General features: G+C 59.0%; 14 protein-coding genes and 1 pseudogene. 5 read left to right on the top strand and 10 right to left on the bottom strand.

Annotated elements, in window-relative coordinates; all coding sequences use genetic code 11:
• Positions 1 to 334: 334 nt before the first annotated feature.
• The 3 genes from ACKI1H_RS20600 to ACKI1H_RS20590 form a co-directional block, all read right to left on the bottom strand.
• On the bottom strand, positions 335 to 3,199 hold the full coding sequence (locus ACKI1H_RS20600) for a tetratricopeptide repeat protein (protein WP_440466136.1): 2,865 nt from the start codon (positions 3,197 to 3,199) through the stop codon (positions 335 to 337).
• Between the two features lie 887 nt (positions 3,200 to 4,086).
• Positions 4,087 to 8,508, bottom strand: a complete 4,422-nt coding sequence (locus ACKI1H_RS20595) for a sacsin N-terminal ATP-binding-like domain-containing protein (RefSeq protein ID WP_440466135.1) — start codon at positions 8,506 to 8,508, stop codon at positions 4,087 to 4,089.
• Between the two features lie 454 nt (positions 8,509 to 8,962).
• Positions 8,963 to 9,844: a DNA-binding protein gene (locus ACKI1H_RS20590; RefSeq protein WP_440466134.1), complete on the bottom strand. Its 882-nt coding sequence runs from the start codon at positions 9,842 to 9,844 to the stop codon at positions 8,963 to 8,965.
• Between the two features lie 87 nt (positions 9,845 to 9,931).
• Here ACKI1H_RS20590 and ACKI1H_RS20585 point away from each other — a divergent pair, with 87 nt between their 5' ends.
• Both ACKI1H_RS20585 and ACKI1H_RS20580 read left to right on the top strand, forming a co-directional pair.
• A complete protein-coding gene (locus tag ACKI1H_RS20585) occupies positions 9,932 to 11,026 on the top strand; it encodes a site-specific integrase (RefSeq protein WP_440466133.1) in 1,095 nt (364 codons plus the stop codon).
• Positions 11,027 to 11,340: 314 nt separating this feature from the next.
• Complete coding sequence (locus ACKI1H_RS20580) at positions 11,341 to 11,790, top strand: antitoxin Xre/MbcA/ParS toxin-binding domain-containing protein (protein ID WP_440466132.1); 450 nt, start codon at positions 11,341 to 11,343, stop codon at positions 11,788 to 11,790.
• Between the two features lie 19 nt (positions 11,791 to 11,809).
• Here the strand turns inward: ACKI1H_RS20580 and ACKI1H_RS20575 are convergent.
• The 4 genes and pseudogenes from ACKI1H_RS20575 to ACKI1H_RS20560 all read right to left on the bottom strand — a co-directional run.
• Positions 11,810 to 11,920 (bottom strand): annotated as a pseudogene (locus ACKI1H_RS20575) (electron transfer flavoprotein subunit alpha/FixB family protein); the annotation flags it as partial.
• An 18-nt stretch (positions 11,921 to 11,938) separates the two neighbouring features.
• On the bottom strand, positions 11,939 to 12,967 hold the full coding sequence (locus ACKI1H_RS20570; protein ID WP_440466131.1) for a hypothetical protein: 1,029 nt from the start codon (positions 12,965 to 12,967) through the stop codon (positions 11,939 to 11,941).
• 16 nt (positions 12,968 to 12,983) lie between these two features.
• A complete protein-coding gene (locus ACKI1H_RS20565; RefSeq protein ID WP_440466130.1) occupies positions 12,984 to 13,844 on the bottom strand; it encodes a TniB family NTP-binding protein in 861 nt (286 codons plus the stop codon).
• Positions 13,837 to 15,702, bottom strand: a complete 1,866-nt coding sequence (locus ACKI1H_RS20560; protein WP_440466129.1) for a transposase — start codon at positions 15,700 to 15,702, stop codon at positions 13,837 to 13,839. Before ACKI1H_RS20560 ends, ACKI1H_RS20565 begins: the two co-directional genes overlap by 8 nt.
• Positions 15,703 to 16,124: 422 nt before the next feature.
• Here ACKI1H_RS20560 and ACKI1H_RS20555 point away from each other — a divergent pair, with 422 nt between their 5' ends.
• Entirely contained in the window at positions 16,125 to 16,355 is a 231-nt protein-coding gene (locus ACKI1H_RS20555) for an acyl-CoA dehydrogenase family protein (protein WP_440466128.1), read from the top strand.
• A gap of 894 nt (positions 16,356 to 17,249) precedes the next feature.
• Here the strand turns inward: ACKI1H_RS20555 and dapA are convergent.
• On the bottom strand, positions 17,250 to 18,116 hold the full coding sequence (gene dapA / locus ACKI1H_RS20550; RefSeq protein ID WP_440466127.1) for a 4-hydroxy-tetrahydrodipicolinate synthase: 867 nt from the start codon (positions 18,114 to 18,116) through the stop codon (positions 17,250 to 17,252).
• Here dapA and ACKI1H_RS20545 point away from each other — a divergent pair.
• Positions 18,115 to 18,384, top strand: coding sequence for a hypothetical protein (locus tag ACKI1H_RS20545; protein ID WP_171049509.1), 270 nt, complete (start codon positions 18,115 to 18,117; stop codon positions 18,382 to 18,384). The two genes, dapA and ACKI1H_RS20545, sit on opposite strands and share 2 nt — an antisense overlap.
• Positions 18,385 to 18,432: 48 nt before the next feature.
• Here ACKI1H_RS20545 and epsC read toward each other — a convergent pair whose 3' ends face one another.
• Positions 18,433 to 19,386 (bottom strand): serine O-acetyltransferase EpsC, encoded by a 954-nt coding sequence (epsC, locus tag ACKI1H_RS20540; RefSeq protein WP_280055990.1) that lies wholly within the window; start codon positions 19,384 to 19,386, stop codon positions 18,433 to 18,435.
• A 380-nt stretch (positions 19,387 to 19,766) separates the two neighbouring features.
• Between epsC and ssuD the strand changes: the two genes are divergently transcribed.
• Positions 19,767 to 20,909 (top strand): FMNH2-dependent alkanesulfonate monooxygenase, encoded by a 1,143-nt coding sequence (ssuD, locus tag ACKI1H_RS20535; RefSeq protein WP_440466126.1) that lies wholly within the window; start codon positions 19,767 to 19,769, stop codon positions 20,907 to 20,909.
• Positions 20,910 to 21,085: 176 nt separating this feature from the next.
• Here ssuD and ACKI1H_RS20530 read toward each other — a convergent pair whose 3' ends face one another.
• A complete protein-coding gene (locus ACKI1H_RS20530) occupies positions 21,086 to 21,331 on the bottom strand; it encodes a hypothetical protein (protein WP_138524791.1) in 246 nt (81 codons plus the stop codon).
• Between the last annotated feature and the right edge of the window lie 59 nt (positions 21,332 to 21,390).

Here is a 21,390-nt window from a genome sequence, read left to right as displayed (position 1 = left end):
AAAAGCCCGTTCCCTAGCCCGAGGCTGCCGGTTTTCGCTGCCGTTTCGCCGGCGTGGCGCGGGCGCGCGTCGGCTGAGCGAGCTGCTGCTCAAGGGTGGACGCCCTGGCCATCTCGGCGGCGGCGACTTGCTGCGCCGCGCTGATCTGGGCCAGCGCCGTATCCAAGCGTTGGCGCAACTGTTCCCGCTGCTTCCCTGCTGCCTTCAGCTGAGCCGTGGCCGCCCTACCTCCGCCCTGGTGTTGATCGATTCCTCGTGCAGCGGTGTTGCCTATCCCAGGGAGCCCGACGGCGTCGATCCGCCAGGCTTCCAGGTCAATGGTCAGCCTTGGTGGTTAAGTCGGGGGATTTGCGCCCTCCTTCAGCACGCCCAATCTTACCGACAACGCCTGTCTATATTTCCCCGCCGCAGAGGCCGAGACGGCGGCCTCCATCTGCGCGATCGCCGCGTCTATTGCACCCAATGCTTCGTGACATTTACTCAGCAACTCATGATAGCTAGCGACTCGTTCAAGCCCTTTCTTGTCGTGCTGGGCAAGCGCGAGCGCCAGTTCCGCCGTCATCAGGCCATCCTCCGGCTTGCCAACACCCAGTTCTGCTTCAGCCTTGCGATACAGAAGCCAATGGTCCTGGTTGAGGATCTCTGGAGAAATCTTCGTGATGACAGCCAGGGCGTCTTCCGGCATCCCCGCGAACAGGAACATCTTGGCAACCGCGCGAGCGTCAAAGCTCTTGATCCTCGTCTGGCTTCCCAGAGCCGTGGCGAATGCAATGCCTGCCGCTGTGATGCGGTCCCGCAAGTCAGTCTTGCCTGCTCGCCCAACCGCTGCTGCGGTGTTACCAAGCGACTCGCAGGCGCTGCTCCATTGGCCCTTATCGACCAGCGCGGGCGGCATCGAGAGGATCTCCGGACATCCCTCGGCCAGCGCCACGCAAATCTCTGGGTGCAGATAGGCAAAAATTGAGGTGAAGGACAGATAAGCCTCATAGAACTGGTCCAGTCCCTCGAGCGCCGACAGCGCAATCACGTCTGCCAGCACCTGCACCTGCTCGGCGTGGCTTACCATCTCGTCGGCGACTTTCCTGTAGGAACGGAGTCGTGCGACGGCCGCCAACGAGACCCGCAGCGGCACATTCAGTGGTGCTGCCAGCACACGTTCGATGAGGATCCGCATGGCGTCCATGCCCGCTGCCTTGATGGGGTGATCGGCATCGTTCTGCGTGCCCATATGCGCAATCTGCAAGTAGGTTGCATGCCACTCGGGACGAATTTCCAGCAGCCGTTGAAAGCAGCTCAGGGCCTCAGGCAATCTGCCGCAGCGACGCAAAGCCTTCCCTTGATGGTGCAACAGCTCGAGGTTCACGTCAGACGTTGGGTCCCCTTGCTGAGCCTGGCCATATTCCTCCGCCCAAGCACTGAAGTGCTGACGCCGATCGTCGTGATCCAATGAATAGGCAAATGCCTCCTGCGCGTCAATGACGCACAGCAGCTCTGGCAAAGCCGCCCCGCCGTGAACTGCCTGGAGGTGGAGCGCCTGCGCTTGGACCAGACTTTGGCCACTGTCCAGTTGCAGCAGCGCATAAGTCAGCCAGTCCGGTTGCTGCGTGAGGCGCCGCTGATAGACCTCCGTCAACTGCGGCGCGCACAAGTGAATTTGTCGGATGACACTGGGGATCATCTCCCCCGAATGCTTTTCGACATACCGCGTTAGCGCAGTGACGATAGGTTCGGCATCTGGCTTGTCGCGTACGGCCTGGCAGATGAGGTCATGCACGGACAGAAGCTCTGGCGCGACTGCCGGCCTGAGTATCGACAGCCCCTGCAGGCGGGACTTTACCGAGTGCCCCAAAAAATGCCCGAGAAATCTGGCATCGTTGGCGAACGAGCCAGAGTTGGCGATCTGCTGCAAGCCGCGGAGGTAGACCGGGTCCAATCGCCGCAGGATTCGCTCCATGATGGCCGCGCCATTGCCATCGGCAATGACCTGCGGGTCAGCAAGGATTTCCTCATAGAGTTCTTCCCGCGGTACGCCTTCGGCCTCCACCAGCTTGCGCACTGTCGCGAGGATGAGCGGCGAGAACCGACACGTCTCGATGAATTTTGTGGCAATTGCGCTGCGCTGGCCGCTCTCTCCCAGAATCATGGCCGCCGCCTCCGTCGAAATGGTCGGCATGCGAAGCGCAGATTTGCTTGGGGGGTTGAGCTGCGACGTCACCAGTACCCGGCCGCCTCGCGCGAACCCCTTGGCGAGGCCATCGAGCGCGCGCTCCCCCAGTTCGCGCTCCAAACTGTCAATGACCAGCAGCGTCCGGTAGCTGTTGAAGATACCCGCCACATTGACGGCAACGCCCCCCCTTGCCCGTTGCACCGAGCTAAGCGAAGTGTCCTGCTTCCAATCGGCGCCAGAAACCCACAGGTAGTTCTCGTAGTGCTGACCTTCCTGTTGCAGGTAGTCAATTGCCGCCTGTGTCTTGCCGGAGCCACTTAGCCCGGTCAGCAGGCAAACACGGCTGCCCTGATCAAAGTGATCGCGGATTGCCGCCACTACGACAGGATCGGAGACGTGGTACTCACACGATGCTGGGGCCTTGCCGTAGTAGGCGTGGTTATCGAGGTCCTGGGCAAAACCCGGGAAAATCGTGGCATAGAACGCCGCAGCGGTCTGGTTCTGCGTGGAGAATTCGAAGATCAACCTGGCCACCTCGCGCGCATCGAGAATGTTCAGACGCTCGCCGTGCTCCCGCGCGATCGCGGTACGATTGAACTTCGCGCGAAACGATTCTGGCTCTTCCTGGCTGCAGATCAGGTAGATCTTGTGGGGCAGCGTGCCGGCGGCATGGTCAAGGACATGCTGTACGTCCTTCTCGATCTTGCTATAGGTCGCGACAGGCGCCTCGGCGTCCGCGCCTCCCGCATCCTGCTCACCGGCCCCCTGCCCTGCTGGAGTTTTGCTTACCTTGCCCTGGAAGTACTCTTTCTCGGCGCTGTATTCGCCGGCGACCAGGAAATCTTGCGAAAAGGTGTCGATGGTGTAGCCGACGGGCCGATAGTCTCGATTGAGCCCGTGGTGGATGAGGCGCTTAGCCTCAAGCAGTTCAATGAGGCTATGCCCCACCACCTCCAGCGTCGAAGCATCGAGCTCGACGACCTCGTCGATCAGGTTGCCGATGATGCGTTTCTTAATGAGTTCGGACTGCATAGTTTCTCTGCCTCGACGGCGCACGAACGGGCCGACTTTTCCTGATGCGACGGCCGTGACCTCGCATCTGCTCCATGAATTCTAGCGACACGACTACCGCCTGGGCATATGGCTGGCAACAGTCTCGGTGATCGCTCCCACCGACCACGCTCACGGCGCGCACCGCAGCACGTGCTGCACTGTCCCGTTTCTCGACTGCATTGCCCCTGTGCCCAACCGCGTTGCCCTGGGCGATAACGTACCCCGACGCCTGTGAGTCCTAGCGCATCGGCACCGCCGTTCCGTTCCGGGCAGTGAGGCACGGGGGCCGGGGACAGGGGCATGCTTCAGCAACTTGATGTTCCCTCGCAGGATAAGTCGGAGTCAGGGGCACGTACCATCCTGACGGGGGGATCCCAAACGAAATGGCCATTGCCTGGAGCCAACGCGGGCGCGCTCCGTGTTCCTCCAGGACCCGCCGCTAGCCCGCCCTAGCAGCCATTCTGGCGCCAGACGAGCAATCCCCCAAGGAAACCGGCCGCTGCGATCCCCGTCGAGCCGAGTAGCTTTAGGATCGCGTCAACCCGAATAGGCCATCAGGATCTGCTGGCCCTACCCGCCCAAATGGCGAAACGCCGTCGTCAAGCACGGATGCGCTAATGGCGGGTCAGTGTCGTTCGTTACCGCCTGCTTTCACTTGGCCATCCGGACCCGCGAAATGCCGGTGCCGCCAACCATGCCGAAAAGTGCCGAGCGCAGACAGGTATCCAACTGCGCCTGGCGCTCACTCAGCGAGACCTCCAGGTCGGCTAGCCGCATTTCCGAGGCCGACGAGCTTCTTCCTCCACCGTGACGACCCGCAGGCGCTCGGTCTTGAGGATGTCGCGGGCAACGCTCCATGACATTCCTCATTCTTCGCCATTGTCTTGGGCGGTGAACCGGTAGGTGAGCGCCTTCGCCGCGAGCACGCCGGCGAACTGAACGGATGTGGTTGGCTGCAATGCGAGCTGGTCTAACGGATTTGTGATTATTCGCACCTCGGGATCGCCTGCCCCGGCTTGAAGGTTGCCAATTACGACTAGAAAGAAGTTGGGAGTAGTCCGCGCCCGCTCGATCTGGCTGGGTTCGAGTCGAATCACGTCAGGGATGGCGCTGGCATGCACCTTGTACTCGTAGAAGTTGTCGAGTTGGTCGACCGCATCTGCCCCGACGTTGTGCTGATTGCGAATGTCGACGATCTCACTTTCGTCGAGCCCCAAAACCCACCGGCAAATCTCTGCGCCAAGGCTCTCCTGTTCCTCTTGCGTGTAGTTGCGCGGGGCCGACCCTGCTCCTGGCGACCGCTTTGCCTTGGGCCTGCTCTTATCGGCATCCCGTAGCAGCTTACCGTTCTTTGTCGGGTCCTTTGGTGTCGCAGAATCTTTCGTGTGGGTTCCCACCCGAATCTCCCCGGTGGGGTTGTTCAGTCTCAGTGTCGAGAGGTCTACCAGGGTCTTTGGCGGCAGCCTCCGCACGATGCCGTCTTCCGCGCTCCCGGTCTGCCTGCCCCCCGGTTTGGCGCTCACCTTCCTCTGACGGCGTCGCTCCGACTCCTCCGACAGCTGTTGGAGCTTGACGCCGCCAGCGGCCTCGCGCTCGGCCCGGGCCCGCTTCTGCTCAGCCTCCAGACTCGCGGCTGTCTTGATCACCTCAGCTCGATGCCCCGCCTTTGCCGCCGCCCAAGCTGCCAGCCAATCGTGGGCCATCCGCCGCGTATCGCTGGCAAAGACCGTCGCGATCGCGTACGCGCCGGAATCCGGATCACCGAGATCGTCCGGGTGGGCGATGTAAAACGTGGCGGCGTCCAGGTCGATCCAAGCTTGCGGCGCGAAGGACAAGACTTTGCCTGGGATGAGATCCTCCAAGGTGACAGTGAGGTCTCGCAGGACGCAGACGTTGAACTGCGATAGCACGTCCCATGACACCCGGATGCTGGCTTCGCTGTACGCATCGCTCAGTGCCAGATCCTTGCGCAGATTTGAAACCGCGCTAGAGAACATGCAGGTGAGCTCGGGGTCATACTCCGCGTGTTCGGCTCCCTTGACCCGCGCAAGGGAGGCGTCGACGCGCGTGAGTCCGTACGGTTCGACCAGTGCGTCGAGCTGCGTAAGCGCCCCGCCCGGAGCCCAGATCGGAATCTGGCCTGACAATCCGCCAGCAATGAGCGGGTTTTCGACCGCGAAGACGGGGCGCGATGACATCCAGTGATCACCCACCCACACGGGGCCTCTAGCTAGCTTTCCCCGTTGATCGGCCGACGTCCCCGCTAGAATGCGCAACGCTTCGAGCATCACAAGCAGTTGCTCGTTGGTCAGGCTACTCCGCTTGGATATCTTTCGGATAATCCCTTTCGCGTCCGCTACGTCCGGAGGACGAATCTCCAGTGCTTTCCACAGTGGATCCGTACCCTCGACGGCCGGAACGAACGACTGCATGGGGCCGAATATGGCGCGCCCGTTTCGAACAACTGACGGTCGCCGCCACCCGACGTTGGTGGCAATCAGCCCCTCACCCTTCCCGAACTCCGAGCGCAGCGCGCCGAGGGTCAATTGACCAGGGCGGCGAGACGCTCCGCGACCGGGGATCTGGGCTGCGAGCGCTCGGTACAGGGGCGCTGCATGGTCCGCAGCTGCGGCCGCATCGGCAGGAAACATGTCTCTAATCGCGCGTAGCCTGTCGAGAAGCTGGTCAGGACGTGGGTCGCCCGCAACGCCCAGGATTGCAAGTACCTCCTGGTACGCAGCATTATCGAGCCGGTCATTGAGGTATTCGGAAGGGTTATTCCCGAAGAAGGCCTCCGTAACTGCCGTCCGAATTCGGAGATTGTCAGGTTCAGTGGCGGCCCCACTGGCAGAGGTGAGCCAGTGAATCGAAGCGGCCTTCGCCACCCACCACGCATCGACGTGGTCCCGATTCTGCCAAGAGCGGTAATCGCTGACCGCACGTACCTTTGTGTAAGGGGCCAGACGGTCCCAGGCCCGATTAAGACTGTTCAGGACCGCGCTCGCGCGGCGGATTCTGTCGGTGGCCTTCTTTTCGCGTGCAATGTTCGAAAGCACCGCATCCAAGTCGGGCGACACTAGATCCTTCAACGTATAGGTTGCCCCGACCTCGTCCATCTGGCTTTTACGCCGTAGCGGCGAGCCGGTCTCGTTGCGACTGACGCCCAGCTCGGTATTCACGAAGCGCTGAGAATGCCCTGGATGCTCGACCAGTCGTGGGGCAGTCTCAGCCCCCAAGTAGCGAAACAGGCGCTGCGCCCCGACCCCTTCGCGGCCGGACTCGGCGCGCAACTTCTCCGCATACCGACTGTGCAGCCAAATCAGGCCTGGCGTCTTGCCTGCGGCGACTCGCCATGCGTTCGCCTCACGCTCGATGATGTAGGCCTCACTCGGCCTCGCCGTCGTGGGTATTGTCTTTCCGGCAGCGTCGTAGGTGACCGCAGCGAACCGGACCGCTTGACCAATGCCGGCCCCCAACGTCGGGCGGTCACCTACTGGCAGTTGTTCAAACGCCACGCGAAGCGCGTCGGCCTGCTCGTCGGTAAGCGGCGCGTTGAGCTCTACGCCGTCGTTGCCTGCTGTCGCGAGCACATGCAACGCAACGGTATCGGTTGCCTCCATAAGAAGGAGATCGGTTCTCCGGAGCCAGCCCCGCACGCTGTGGCAACCCGGCCGCTCCCCGTATGCCGGGTGAAGCCGCTGACCGATGTCGAGAATGTCCCACAGGGTACCCGCCTCCTCGGGCAACAGCACGCCAAGCCCGACAACGTCCGCGGGAGTGACGCGGGAGGCGTCGTCCAGAATGAGGCACGGACGATCTTCGAGCTCGCTCGTGAAGCCGGTCTCTACGGCGATGGCGACGAGGTCCGCTGCGAACTCAGGAGCGCAACAGACGTCGTCAAGCAGCATGAGTGCGTCGACCACCTCAACGAGTTTCGGCGCTTCCGCTCCGATGCTGCGAAGCTCTTCTAGCGTATCTCGCCAACGAGCGTCGTCTGGCCTCACGGCCGCGATAACGGTCCCTGCGCTGCCCGCGACGGTCTTGACGTCGTTAGGAGTCAACACACGCTCGAGTTCCAAAACCTCGTACGCGAGCTCATGGAGGTGATACCGCTGCTCCCCGTCCGGTAGCGTAATTCCCTGGGCGAATGCTGTCCGCGCGGTGTGCATTAAATGCCGATCGAGCTCGGCCCGCAGTTGCCCGGTGGTTTGCCCGTCGTCATCCAACTCGTCTTTGAGAGGAACTGCCGCCCATGCGGCGACCGGGTTTCGCTCAAAGTGGTCAAGCACGGACTCAAGCCACAGGGCACTGAGTGGTTCGATTAATGAGTGATTCCACGGGTCATCGGAGATATCTCGCCGGCTGGTCAACGGATCGAACTGGGCCATCAGGCGAAAGGGCAGACCGATTGGCCGTATCGGAAGGCCGACATGCAGATGTCCGAGGTCCGGGCCGACGAGCGAATACGCAACAGCGATTGGCGTGCGCCGCGCCTGGGCCTTGCGCGCTCGAGTACGGCCCGTGGGCACTGGGACCGACCGTGAGTAGACGACCCATTCCCGGGAGTCGGAGGCCTTAGCAATGCGCCGAGTCATCTCACCGCTGGTGCTCTTAACAAGTTCGGGGGCGCCGCGGTCCAGGTGAAGCTTGGCTAGCTCCTCGCCGGCAGGCCCCCGCAACACCACGGTGTTGAGCGCGGACAAGAAGACCAACCCGGCGTCGCTCCAACGCCTCAACCAATCGGCCACGGCCGTCGCGATTGACGCGTCGGGCGCCAATGGGATCACGAACGTCGTCAGGGCATCCGCTGGCTCCTCACCCGGCCATGTCAGGCTGTTCGTTGCAACCGACAGATCGTTAGCTGCGTAGCGCACCCGGAAGTGGCCCTGATGGACCTCAAGGACATCGGACAGCGCATGGAGCGTTTTCAGACCGATTCCGAACCGACCCAACTGATCCGGGTCGCCGACTTTGAGGCTTAGCCAGGGGATCGCGAGCGCCCACACGTCGTGAAGAGTAAGTCCGGCCCCGTTGTGCCGGAACATGAGGCGCGACCCGGTCGCATCAATCGCAAACTCAGCAGACGTTGCGCCGAGATCGTCGGCGTTTTGGATGAGCTCGGCCAGGCCCTGCAGCCGATCATCGCTGATGTGACCCGCACTCGACTCCGCATTGGCCAGCGCGTTCCGAATGCTCGCAGGCACCTTCTTGCGTTCCGCCGAAAGCGCTTTGACACCAGCGTCCGCGGCTGGCCCGTCTTGAGGAACAAGCGAAAAAGTGCGGGGCACTGCCGGGTCATGGTGAACGACTTCGTGAGCACACCTCGCAGCGTCCTCCGCAGTAAAAATCCGCTGCTCCCGCCGTCTTGCCATGCAGTCACCTAATCCGTGTGTCTTCGTTGCCGCCAAACTTTATGAACCCGCACTTGCGCCGATACGGGGCGCTAAGGCGACCAGAACGCTGTCACATCGCACGATTAACCATTCAGGAAACGATGCGCCGAGCCCCCTAGTAGGCTACCACTTGAAATAACCATGGACCTGCGAAATAACGGCCCACTGCCTATGCACTGCGCTGATTCCCCTGGCGCGCGAGCATCGCCGTCACCACTGGCACAAGCTTACCCTGCATGCCGCCAGCAGGCCTAGGCGAGGCGGGGCGGGGACTCCAGCCGGGTAGTCGGGCCTCCAGCAGCGCTTCGCTGGCCGTATGCCCGCCAACGGACGGTGAACAACGCCCCGGTCACGAACTCGAAGCTGCCGGTTTTCGTGGGCGTTTCGCCGGTTTGGCTGACTTGGCACTGTCGCGCCGGGTACGCACCGCTGGGGTGAGTTGCTGCGCGAGGGTACTCGCTCGCGCCGATTCGGCGGCGGCGAGTTGCTGCGCCGCACTGAGTTGCGCCAGTGCCGTATCCAGCCGCTGACGCAGTTGGTCGTGCTGCTTGCCCACGGCCTTGAGCTGCGCAGCCAGCCCCCGGCTCTCCTCCCGGGCGCGATCCACTTCGCGATGCGCGCGTTCCTCCACGCCGCGCACATAGCTAGCCGAAGACTCGCGCTCCTGCGTCAACTGCTGCTGCGCCACCTGCATCTCCTGGCGCAGCGTGCTGGTCTCGTGCAGCGCTACCTGGCGCTCCTCGGTGAGGGCTGCGCAACGGTTCTGCAGGTCGTCCAGCTGGGCCTGCCGTTGCTCGAGCAAGCGCTCCAGATCGGCCAGGCGGGTTTCCGCGGCCCGCTGCGCGGCCTGGGCCGCCGCCGCCTGCTGCCGCGCCTGGGCGGCGGCCTGGCGCGCTTCCTCCTCCACCGCGGCGACGCGGAGGCGCTCGGTCTCCAGCACGGCGCGGCGTTGTGCCAGCGCCTGCTCGGCGACGCCATCGGCGAGCTGCATGGCCTGCTGCCACACCGCGACAAAGGCGTGCGCCACCTCGGCCGGCAGCCCGGGCAGCCGGATTTCGCCGCGCAGGCGCTGGGCCAGCTGGTCCCACCACTGATCCAGCAGGGCACCGACCCGCGCCGGGCTGCCGCGCCCCAATTCCAGACGCACCCGCTCCACCGTCGGCCGTTCGCCGCGCGCCAAGACCGCGTCCGCCGCGGCGAATACGTCGGTTTCCGGTACGCCTACCGCCATGCCCTGCTCTCCGCTACATTAGGTCTGATAAACGAATGTTATCCGACCTTAATCGATGGAAATTCAATTTTTAATACGTTGAACGTAATGAAAGATAGGCCACTCCTGCCCCCCAGCGACAGCGCCCTGCTCGCCGTCGATCGCCTCGATACCGAGGCGCGCGCCGCTGCGGCCGCCTTCGTGGCTGCCGGCACCGCCGCCAATACCGTGCGCAGCTACCGCAGCGCCCTCGCCTACTGGGCCGGCTGGCTGCAGCTGCGCTATCGCCGACACCTGGAGGATGACGCCCTGTCGGAGGCGGTGGTGGTGCAGTTCATCGTCGATCACTTAGCAAGGCCGGACGGCGGTGGCTGGCAGCATCTGCTGCCGCGGGCACTGGATGCCGTTCTGGTGGAGAGCGGTATCAAGGCCAAACCCGGCCCGCTGAGCTACAACACCGTGCGCCATCGGCTCGCCGTGTTAGCCAAGTGGCACGCGCTCAAAGATTGGGCAAGTCCCACGGAAAGTGCCGGAGTGAAGACCTTGCTGCGCGAGGCACGCAAGGCTCAGTCCCGCCAAGGCATCAGCGTGCGCAAGAAGACCGCCGCCGTGCGCGAACCACTGGAAGCGATGCTTACCACCTGCACCGACGGCAATCGTGGTCTGCGCGATCGTGCCCTCCTCCTGCTGGCCTGGAGCGGTGGCGGTCGGCGGCGCTCGGAAGTGGTGGGACTGCAGATTGGCGATGTTCGACAACTGGATGCGGAGACCTGGCTGTATGCCTTGGGCGCGACCAAGACCGAGACGGAGGGCGTAAGCCGTGAGCTGCCGTTGCGCGGACCGGCAGCGCAAGCGTTGACGGAGTGGTTGGCAGCGGCACCTGCCGACACAGGGCCACTCTTCCGCCGTGTTTATAAAGGTGGGCGCGTCAGCCACGAGGGGCTGTCCGGCGACCAGGTGGCGCGCATTGTGAAGCGTCGCGCTGAGCTCGCCGGCTTGCCGGGGGACTGGGCCGCGCATAGCCTGAGATCGGGCTTTGTCAGCGAAGCCGGGCGCCAGAGCGTACCACTGGGTGAAATCATGGCCATGACCGAGCACCGTTCGATCCCGACGGTGATGGGCTACTTCCAAGCTGGAGCGCTACTCAATAGTCGTGCTACAAATCTATTGATTACCAGAGATAAGAGTGACGGCAATGAATAGAGCGCGCTCAAGAGCCAGGCTAGTCGCCGTCATCCGTTCAGAGGCCTCTGGCACGCACATCGCGAGAAGGCTGCAATGATAACAAAAAGGACCAAATGCCCTCGGCCTCGCTGCACTGGCTGCGGCTACATCCGCAACACTCAATGCACCATGCCGGGGCATGAAGGACCGGCAGGCGGGCCTTCACCACAATAGCCTCAGCACTATCTAGAATATCCACTACAACTCTCTTGACGAACTGAAAGTGCACTCAGTGAGAGCTAAAATAAAAACTGCCCCAACCTCGCCGGTAAACGACGGCAAGGAGGAATATAGTGTTTGCTGAGGGCCTGAGACATCATGACTATGATGAATATCGTGCTCGATTGAAGGCGCTGCTGGAGATCCCTGAATCTGCCAGCGGTCTCGAGATCCATACCATGGTCAGTCTTGGTTTTCCTGCTGCGCATCTGAAGGGGCTCGTTGACGATGAGGTTATTACATCGCTAGAACTGAGTCAGATCATCTCGCTGCAAACTCTGAGGAAGCGGGTCAAGAACGGTCGGCCACTAACCATCGAAGAAAGCGACAGGCTCTTTCGATTAGTTCACATAAAATCAATGGCTGAAGCAATCTTTGGTAACACCGACAAGGCCTCGCGATGGCTGTCCAGGCCCAAGAAGCGATTCTCCGGTATGGCACCATTACATTTACTCACAACCCAGCAAGGCACGAGTCAGGTCGAAGAGATGTTGATTCAAATCGCCGAAGGCTTCGCCCTATGACCAGACACCACCCAAGTGACTATATAGCCTTTTCTATCTCCAGTACGGCTTCACACCGATCAGCGACCAAGCCGTAATCGGCAACTTGGAAGCTCGGCGCCTCTTCGTCCTTATTGATCGCAACGATGACCAACCAGCATCAAACTGCTCAACCCAGAATTGCATCAGGATGGATATCCTTTAGGCCATTAATAAACTCGCCCAAACATCCCTTCAACTCCTTCGGAAGCCCATTTAGAAATTTTATTGTCAATTTATGCTCCTTACTCGATGAAAACCTCATGCCGTGACGACCTATGGCGTAAGCCTCGCCACTATCGACAAAGGCAGGCAGCTGAAGAAGTGGTCTTCGTACATCATTGAATCGTGTGAGTGGGAAAAGTTTAAATACACAACCTATCAGAATAAGCGCCGTCACTCGCGAATACACATGGCTGTCAGAAAGTCCTAGCTTCCTAGCCTGCTCTATAGATGTTACCCCAGCAATGCGTTGAAATCCGGCTTGCTGTTCCCTAGCTATACCATCACCGCAAGGAGGACGCAGACGCGGAAATAAAAAACTTTCAAAAAGTAATCGAGTCACTGCCAAGACATCCGCACCACTCACCACGCAGCCGCGCAATCGGATATAGTCTGCTTTATGGGCTCTGGTCAGGAAGTCCTGCACTCGCAAGGCCAGCATTATATCTCGATCGAGGGAAATACGACGCACCCGCGATATTTTCCCATTTGGAATCGAATTATATTTTTCATTGCACTCTTGAATGAAAACGCCCCAAGATTTATGCAAATTAATCCTGAGCGGGTCCGCAACACTCAAGAATAGCCTATGTTTTACACATATTGGACTATGGAGATAGCACCATGATTTTCTCCAATAAGGGGATTCACCAGAAGAAACATCCTCCTGTAGACATGGATAGCAATATGCAGTGCGCTCCGCCCAAGGGAGCAACCAAGTTGTCCGCGCACTAAAGCAGTCTCTGGCAACTTTCTCCCCCACCCCAAGACTTGAAAGAATGTCAAGAATCTCTACATTCGCAAGATCAAAGTCAGGATCTGCAAGAGAGCTTATATGTTGCAGCACGCCGCTTTGGCCAATAGCGCTACAATACCTAGCCAGCCATGACATTAAGCACTCGTCATACTTTACTGCAGGCAAGCTGAATATCTTCATTCGCCCCTCGCCACACTCAATATCCCCAGGGGCTTGAATAAGCCTTTCGCATCAAGTCTACGGTTATTTTTTCCTCACCGCTCCTTATTGCATAACATGCTGCAGAACGAATCACGCGAACTACAGAGTCCATTCTGCCGCCAGTACGCTCCAGCAAAAAGCCTGTAATTTCCTCTGAGTCCAAGAGGGAAGGTCTTTTCAACGGAATATGTCCCTCGATACCAAGGAGGAAAGATCGAAAGTCATCACTATCCGTCCAATCACCAAGTTCAACCATATTAAATCGCCGATAAAATTGGTCATCGCTCTTCAGTGAAGCATGAGCCGACTTTGTCCCAAAGCCGAGCACAGAAATACCGTACGGCGCATTCGACAGTCCTTTAATCAGCGAAAGATTTCTCTGCTGTTCATTTCGGGGAACTAAAAATGCATCGTGGAGCTCATCCAGCACAATACCTTTAATCTTTCTAAGCTTTATTATGTGCAGCAACTCAACAGGCAAGAAATTTGGGTGCGAACTAGAATGCTTCGCAAGCCCCTTTGGTACGCCCAAGGCGCGATCAAGAATGTCTGGGAACCTAATTCCATCTGGTTTTACCGTCAAATCAACAAAAACCAGTTTATCGCTAAACCGCTTAAAGGAGTGTAGCTTTCTGACAATGCTTGACTTTCCAGTCCCTCCCTCGCCGTACACCAACAGACAAGGCGCCTGATTCCTGTCGGGCACAGCCAACATATTATCAACCATCCTAAATACGTCTTCGGACCGTGGGTAATCTATCCAAGCTTGATCATTCTGGATTTCACCAATACGACGATCATCACTTAAACCCAATAGCTTCCTGCGACAAGAACTTAAATGCTGGCCATCAATCATAGCTTTTACCCTTAAATGGTATCGCCCTTTGCGAATAATTAGGTCGATCCTTCCTACCCTTTTCCTCATCTGGCACGCCAGCCTCGCTCGACTCTCCGTGTTGAGAGGAGAGATATTCAGAGCGCGCCGCCTCAGCCTTTCGAGCCCGTCTTGTCTCGCGCCGACTACTCTTCACAAGTTCCTTATTGTCAAGCACAAAATCGGCCAAGGAATGATCCTCCAACCCTCCAGGCGGCGTATTTTCCGTACGTCGACTCTGTTTTTTTCTTGCACGATATTCTTCAAGGCTAAAATCTGGCTTTGTTGCATCAGAAAAATTGACAGGGAGATACTCACCATCAAGGTATGCCCAGATGGTCTTCAGGGAGAAGGGGTCATACTTAATCATGACTCCAGCCTTCCCCACGTACGAGTTCAAGGCTGCATCCCAGTAAAAACATCTATTGAACTCAATCCCTTCACGACCAATACTCCTGCTCACCTCAGGCATAAAATCAAGCTTGAATTTAAATGGATTTATAACTAAAGGAGGGTGAACTGGAGCGCCGCTCTCAGCCTCAAAATATTCGCTCCATTTGGAGGCGGGTGAACAGCCAAGCGCTGAATGCTTTCGACCATGATATATACAGACCTCTCTGACAAACCATTTTGTGAACTCCTTAAAAGTCAATGCCGACGTCTTGTCACTATCCTGGCCTCGACGCTGTACAACATTTGAGTATGTTGTTCCAGGCAGGAAATGTACTTTGTCAGTCATGAAAGTCCCAATAAGTCTCTCCACATGCCCACCATAATGCTTCTTGCCAAGCGGCCTCCATGCCGGCCGTATATTATTCCGACAGCATGCACTTTCAAACTTTACGCTTCTAAATTCCTTTGCATTATCCATATGGATTACATCAGGCACTCCATAGTATGGATATCTTTCAGAATCAACGCCAAGTTGATTCAGGAATGAAAATTTTGGGAGTGCGGCGTGAGAAATTGCGCACGCGACAGAAACTGCGGATGGTGCATGCAGAGCAAGATAGTACCCAAGAATTACTCGGGTATACTTATCGATGATAACAGTCAGCCATGGCCTACCCAGTGGTTGCCTTAGATTGTTATCCACCAGGATAATATCTATCAGCGTATGATCCATTTGAACCCATTCCAACGGACGAGAAACAAGCTTCTTCCCTGGTCTCGCATCATGCTTTTGGCTTGCCGCATCAGCACCATGCTTTTTCTTGTACAACTCCCTCTCATTGCGCATCTTAAGTCTTTTTCTTACCGCAGTTATCGAGGGTATGGGAAGATTGCCGGCAACGCACTTCGCCTCAACATCTCGCCAAACACCAGAAATGGAAGCAGATTTCCCTACATATACTTCGTCAATACTCTCCTGAATGTGCTTCTCAACTAAATCACTCAGCCTTAATGAGTTCTTGGCAGCCCCTCTGCGGTACCTTAATAGCGAATAGACTCCGACCGCCTCACTGTAACGCCCCTTCAATTTGTAGAAGTTAGACTTAGACATCCCCAGACTAGCGACCGCCTCTTCGAGCTTCATCTCTCCGGAAGAGTAGCGCCTAATGACATTGAGACGTTTCTCTGCTAAAAGGATTTCATCCTCGGAGACACTGCGAGCCAGATCATCAAGCTCCGGAGGTATCAGCGCGACGCCATCATCAGTGATGGCCGGCAAAAACTCTATCTCATCAAGAGAAACGATAAATCTCTTATTTTCTTTCTGACTTACAACTGAAACTTTCTCGCTAGAAATAATGTTCGCAACCTTGCAGACAGCCCCATTGGCCACCACCACAAGCCCCTTTTTTATCTCCACGCCATTCATTAAATTAAGTCCATGCAAGAAAATTCCGTCATATTCACCGCCAAACCAAAATGGTAGCGCGCCATATACAGGTCAATTTCGAAAAAATCCAACACACCGCATATACTTTAAATACCATAATATTCGTTTGGTCAAGATTGGTAGAATTGGCGAAATATATTTCGCTATTCACTAAGCAGTTATCCAGGGCTATACTGAGAAGTTGTTTTTTGGGGGGCATACTAATGGTTTCAGCCGAGCGATCTGCATTTCCTGTACTCCCGAATCAAGTCGTGACCAAGGAGTGATACCCTCTCCGAGTCGGAAATCGAATGTGCAACCGCTCAGCCAAACCGCCTGTCGCGTGGGCGAAGCTAGCCAGTTACAAAAAGCCAATAGTTTTTGGATACGGCGAAGGTCCTGAGGAACACTCGCGGCCGTCGCGAGGGAATCCATAAGGCGTGCGACCTGCGCCTACGAGTACGCGCTACGCCCAGCAACATGAACAGTTCGGGCTTCCGATCGAAAGCTTCCAGTTGATGCAGAACCAGCTCTTTCGCATGTCGGGGAGTCTCGCGCCCACAGAGATGCTGTGCTATCGCCAGCCCCAGATGCAGGACGAAGGAATCATGTTGGACGAGCGCGCTTCCATGATGGAGGGTGTATGTACAGTCCCCATGCGAGCGACTTAGGGTTAGGCGCGTGAGGTCCTGAACGCCAACGACAGCGCTCGAAATCCTATGAAGGCACGCGCGAAATGAATTCGCTAATCGCGGGTCAGGCGAGCACCGGCTTCAGGGCCTTGGTGCATGCCGGGCTGGAGATGGCTGTTGCTCGCTGACAGTCACTGCTGCATTTGGATCGCGGCACTCAATACTGCGCGTACGACTACCAAATCGTGCTGCTTGGACATCGCATCGTCCCCAGCCGCTCGCGACGGGAAGCTATTAGGAAAATGTGGCGATGGAAAGTTTCCTTTCGCTCCCTGAATGTACCTGACGCGCCATAGTCGTTCCCTTCCGCTCCGAACTGATTACTCAAGACGGAGCGATTCAGAATTTAAAGCACTCGCCAGGGCGCAGGTCATATTCATCTGCCGCCAAGTAAGCATACTCCGGTTAAAAATTTCAGCCCAAGAATCTAAGGAGCACCGATTTGTTTTTCAAAAGATGGAACTTCGGGAAGTTTTCATTTTAAATTCCGGTTTTCAAAAAAATTTTCTATATTTATCATAGACATACCGCAGTCCATTTTTTTAAAAAGAGCGACAACTGTCTTTCTGTCGCCCCGGCGCTCTTCACGTCGCCACGGGCTCTTATCTCGCCGCTACAAGAAATCTGATTCGGACTCGATAGCACATTTTCTTCAGCGGCTCCTGGGACCCACCTGATGCACGAATTCTTCCTGGCGTTCTTCATCAACCGCCGCTCAGTGACTTGCTGCTGCGAGCAAGCCGCCGATGTACGCGAACTTCAGTGCGTGCGCGGCGATCTCTGCATCTGACTGTGTCCGATCGGCCGAGGACCTGGCATTCGCTGTGGAATCGTGGAAACACCAGTCGGTTCTCCAGCGAATGCCAGCGGCGCCTAGTGGGCCAAATCCGCCAATACGCTCTTCAGTCGCTCCAGGGTCGCCGGTGTGCAAGCCTGCATCGGCTCGCGTACCTCGTTGGTCATCCAGCCCTGCAAGGCCAGCGCGCCTTTCACCGCCGCCGGATTCGGCTCGGCGAAAGCGGCCTGCATCCAGGGCAACAGGCGATAGAAAGTCCGGCGGGCGGCATTCACGGTGCCTTCTTCCATCTCCCGGAACAGCTGCACGTAGAGATCGGCGCGAATGTGGGATGACGCCGAGATTGCCCCGGCACCACCCAGGCAGAGGTTGGCGAATATCTGCAGGTCTTCCCCGGTGAGCACCGAGACTTGGCCATCAGCGATCAGCGCCATGGTGGTTTCTACATCGCCTGCACAATCCTTGATCGCTACGATGTTTGGATGGCGCACGATCCGCCGCAAAGTTTCGCGCTCGATGCGCACGCCGGTTCGGTAAGGAATGTCGTAGAGCACGACCGGGACGCGGGCGGCGTCGGCCACGGTACGGAAGAAGGCTTCCAGCCCTGCCTGGGATGGGCGGATGTAGTACGGCGCCGGTACCAGCACGCCAGCTAGCGGGCGGCGCTGGATATCGCGGAGGAAGGCCAGCAGCTCGCGCTGGTTGTTGCCCGCCAACCCCATGATCACCTGCTGCGCGGGCACCCACTGCAACACGGCATCGAGGACTGCGAGCTGCTCTTCATGGCTCAATGCGGCAGCCTCGCCTGTGGTGCCACAGACCACGAAACCAGCCACGCCCTGCTCCAGTAGCTGCGCTACCAGGCCCTGCAGCGCCGGGTAGTCCACCGCGCCATCACGAAAGGGAGTGACCAGCGCCACCCAGATCCCACGAAAATTCGACATGCAAAAACTCCTGTTGGCTGACCGTCGGGTCGCCGTCAGGAAGGGATGCGGGAATCAAGCGGGAGGGAGGTTCGACCTTGCGCCTTGTGTCCTGTCAGCCCATCTGACGGGACAGCGCCCCGGTCAAATGAGCGACTGTTTCTTCGATTTCTTGGCAACGACAACGCACGCGCCAGCCTGGGCAAGGAAGCCCGAAGCGGAGAGCGAGTGGTTGAAGATGGAAAACATGAAAGTGCCGTTGCGCGAAATGTCTGACGGATACTGCTGAACGAGCGAGGGAGCTGTCAACTCACTCGCCCTACTTTGCGCGACTGGCTCAGTCCTTTCCGCAGCGACTCTCATCGTGCTGCAGGCTGGCCTGGCTCACCTGGCTGCCCGGCGGCACGCTGCGAGTGAGCCAGACGTTGCCGCCAATGGTCGAGCCCTTGCCGATGGTCACGCGACCGAGAATGGTGGCGCCGGCATAGATCACCACCTCGTCCTCGACGATCGGGTGGCGTGGTTCGCCCTTGTGCAACTGGCCGGTTTCATCGGAGGTGAATCGCTTGGCGCCCAGGGTCACGGCCTGATAGATGCGCACCTGCCTGCCGATGATCGCGGTTTCTCCGATCACCACACCGGTGCCGTGGTCGATGAAGAAGCTGCTGCCGATCTGCGCGCCCGGGTGGATGTCGATGCCGGTCGCCGAGTGCGCCAGCTCCGAGATGATCCGTGCCAGCAGCGGCAGGCCTGCGTTGTACAGGTGGTGCGCCAGGCGATGGTGAATGATCGCCACCACACCCGGGTAGCACAGCAGCACCTCGTCCACGCTGCGCGCGGCCGGGTCGCCCTGGTAGGCGGCGAGCACATCGGCGTCGAGCAGTTTGCGCATCTCCGGCAGCGCCCGGGCGAAATCGCGCACCAGCACCACGGCATGCTCATCGATCCGACTATCCACCACATCTCCCCGCTGCCGCGCGCTATAGCGCAGCTCCAGGCGGGCCTGTACCAGCAGCGCATTCAGTGCGGCGTCGAGGGTGTGGCCGACGAAGAAATCCTCGCTTTCTTCGCGCAGATCATTCGGGCCCAGACGCATGGGGAACAATGCGCTTGCCAGGCGCTCCACCACTTCTTCGATGGACTGGCGCGAAGGCAGCTCACGGCCGCCCTGCTCCGGGTGGCGGCCCGTGCGGCTGCGCCATTCGTTGCGTGCGCCACGCAGGTCCTCGACGATCTGTGCCAGTTGCCAGTTCACCGGGCCATTCTCGTGCAGTCGGTTGGCGTCGTTCATCGCTTTCTGTGTTCCTTGGTCCACGGGGGCTTTCAATCACGTTTGCCTATCCTGATCGGTCGGGCCGCGCAGGACAAATCGCCGGAAGGCATAACCTAATGCCTTTTTCGTAGTACGCAGTGTCTCCCCGGCAACAGTCAATCAACAGTGATGTTGCTACAGCAACACTGCCTTGCTTTCAGAGGCGCGAGAACTGTGCCCTCTCGCCCTGGCACAGGCCTTGCTGCCATGCAGTGCCCGCCATGCAGCCGCCCTCCTCTTCTCTGCCTGATCAAGCGAACCGACAACGACGGCTGCCGGGCCTGAATTCCAATGAAGACTTGCCACGCGTGCACCGACGGGGCGACGCCCCATTTCGACGATGGCAACGAGGACATCCCATGAGTCTCGATATTTTCTGGTTCCTGCCGACTTCCGGCGACACCCGCTACCTGGGTCATTCCAGTAGCGGACGCCCGGCCACCAACGAATACATGCGGCAGATCGCCGTGGCCGCCGACCAACTCGGCTATGACGGCCTGCTGATTCCCACCGGCAGCAGTTGCCTCGATCCGTGGGTGACTGCTGCCAGCCTGGTGCCGGTCACTCAGCGCATCAAATTGCTCGTCGCTCTGCGCACCTCGCTGGGCAACCCTACCGCTTCGGCGCGCCAAGCCGCGACCCTTGATCAGGCCAGCGGTGGCCGCCTGCTGCTCAATGTCGTACCCGGCGGCGACAGCACTGAGCTGGAGGCTGACGGTGTTTTCCTCAGTCATGACGAGCGTTACGCCGCATCCGACGAGTTCCTGACCATCTGGCGTCGCCTGCTGTCAGGTGAAACCGTGGACTTCGTCGGCAAACATCTGAAGGTCAACGGCGCACAGAACTTCTTCCCGCCAGTGCAGAAGCCTTACCCGCCGCTGTACTTCGGCGGCTCTTCCGCCGCCGCCCACGATCTGGCCGCCAAGCATGTGGATGCCTACCTGACCTGGGGCGAGCCGCCCGCTGCCGTGGCCGCAAAGATCGCCGACGTACGCGAACGCGCTGCGCGCCTCGGGCGCACGGTGCGTTTCGGCGTGCGCCTGCACGTGATAGTCCGCGAGACCAACGAGAAAGCCTGGGCGGCTGCGGATGAGCTGATCAGCCACCTGGACGACGCCACCATCGCCGCCGCGCAGTCCAACTACGCGAAGATGGATTCGGTCGGCCAGCAGCGCATGGCCGCGCTGCACGGCGGCGATCGCAACAAGCTGGAAGTGGCGCCCAATCTCTGGGCCGGTGTCGGCCTGGTGCGCGGCGGTGCCGGCACTGCGCTGGTGGGGGATCCGGAAACCGTTGCCGCGCGGCTGCTGGAGTATGCCGCACTGGGTGTCGACAGCTTTGTGCTTTCAGGCTATCCACATCTGGAGGAGGCCTATCGCTTTGCTGAACTGGTGTTCCCGCTGCTGCCCGGCAAGGGGCGCGTGACGGTGGACGGTGTGCTCACGGGCGGTGCCTTCGACGTGCGCGCCGGGCGTGAAAAAGCCCCGGGCGCTGCTGCCTGAGGCGCAATCCAGAACGCTCGGCCGATGGCCGGCATTTGCCCCTGAGTGATCAGGGGCAATCCTTCTCTCAGCCAGTTCTGCCGGTCGGTTCTACCAAGGTCGAGTCGTGGCTGAGCACCTGCGGCATCACCATCAGTGACGTACGCCTCGCCTCCACACAGGCCTGAGGCAGCTTCCTAATCGCCAGCGCCTACTGCGCGAAAGGAAACGTCCTGCACGTTGTGCGCCTCCACGTTGCGCCGAATGGTGTGGTAGCGCTTCTGGTAGCCGCGCAGATCGTGGGTCGGGATATGCAGATGGCGCGCTACATGGCTCCACGCCCGCGCCTCGCTCATGGACTCGTCTTCGGCTTCGAATTCGAATTCCCGTCCATCTCTCACAAAGCTGACGTGGTAACGCTTTGTCAGGGATTCGTCCCACATGACGCCTCCAGGTTTCTGGCTGTATTTCAAGCACTGACAGGACGTCGGCGTCGGCGGTT

Source organism: Pseudomonas sp. YH-1, from assembly GCF_051990045.1.
GTDB classification, from domain to species: domain Bacteria; phylum Pseudomonadota; class Gammaproteobacteria; order Pseudomonadales; family Pseudomonadaceae; genus Pseudomonas; species Pseudomonas nicosulfuronedens.
The sequence above is the reverse complement of the archived record's forward strand: the minus strand, read 5'-3'. Positions and strand labels throughout refer to the sequence as shown.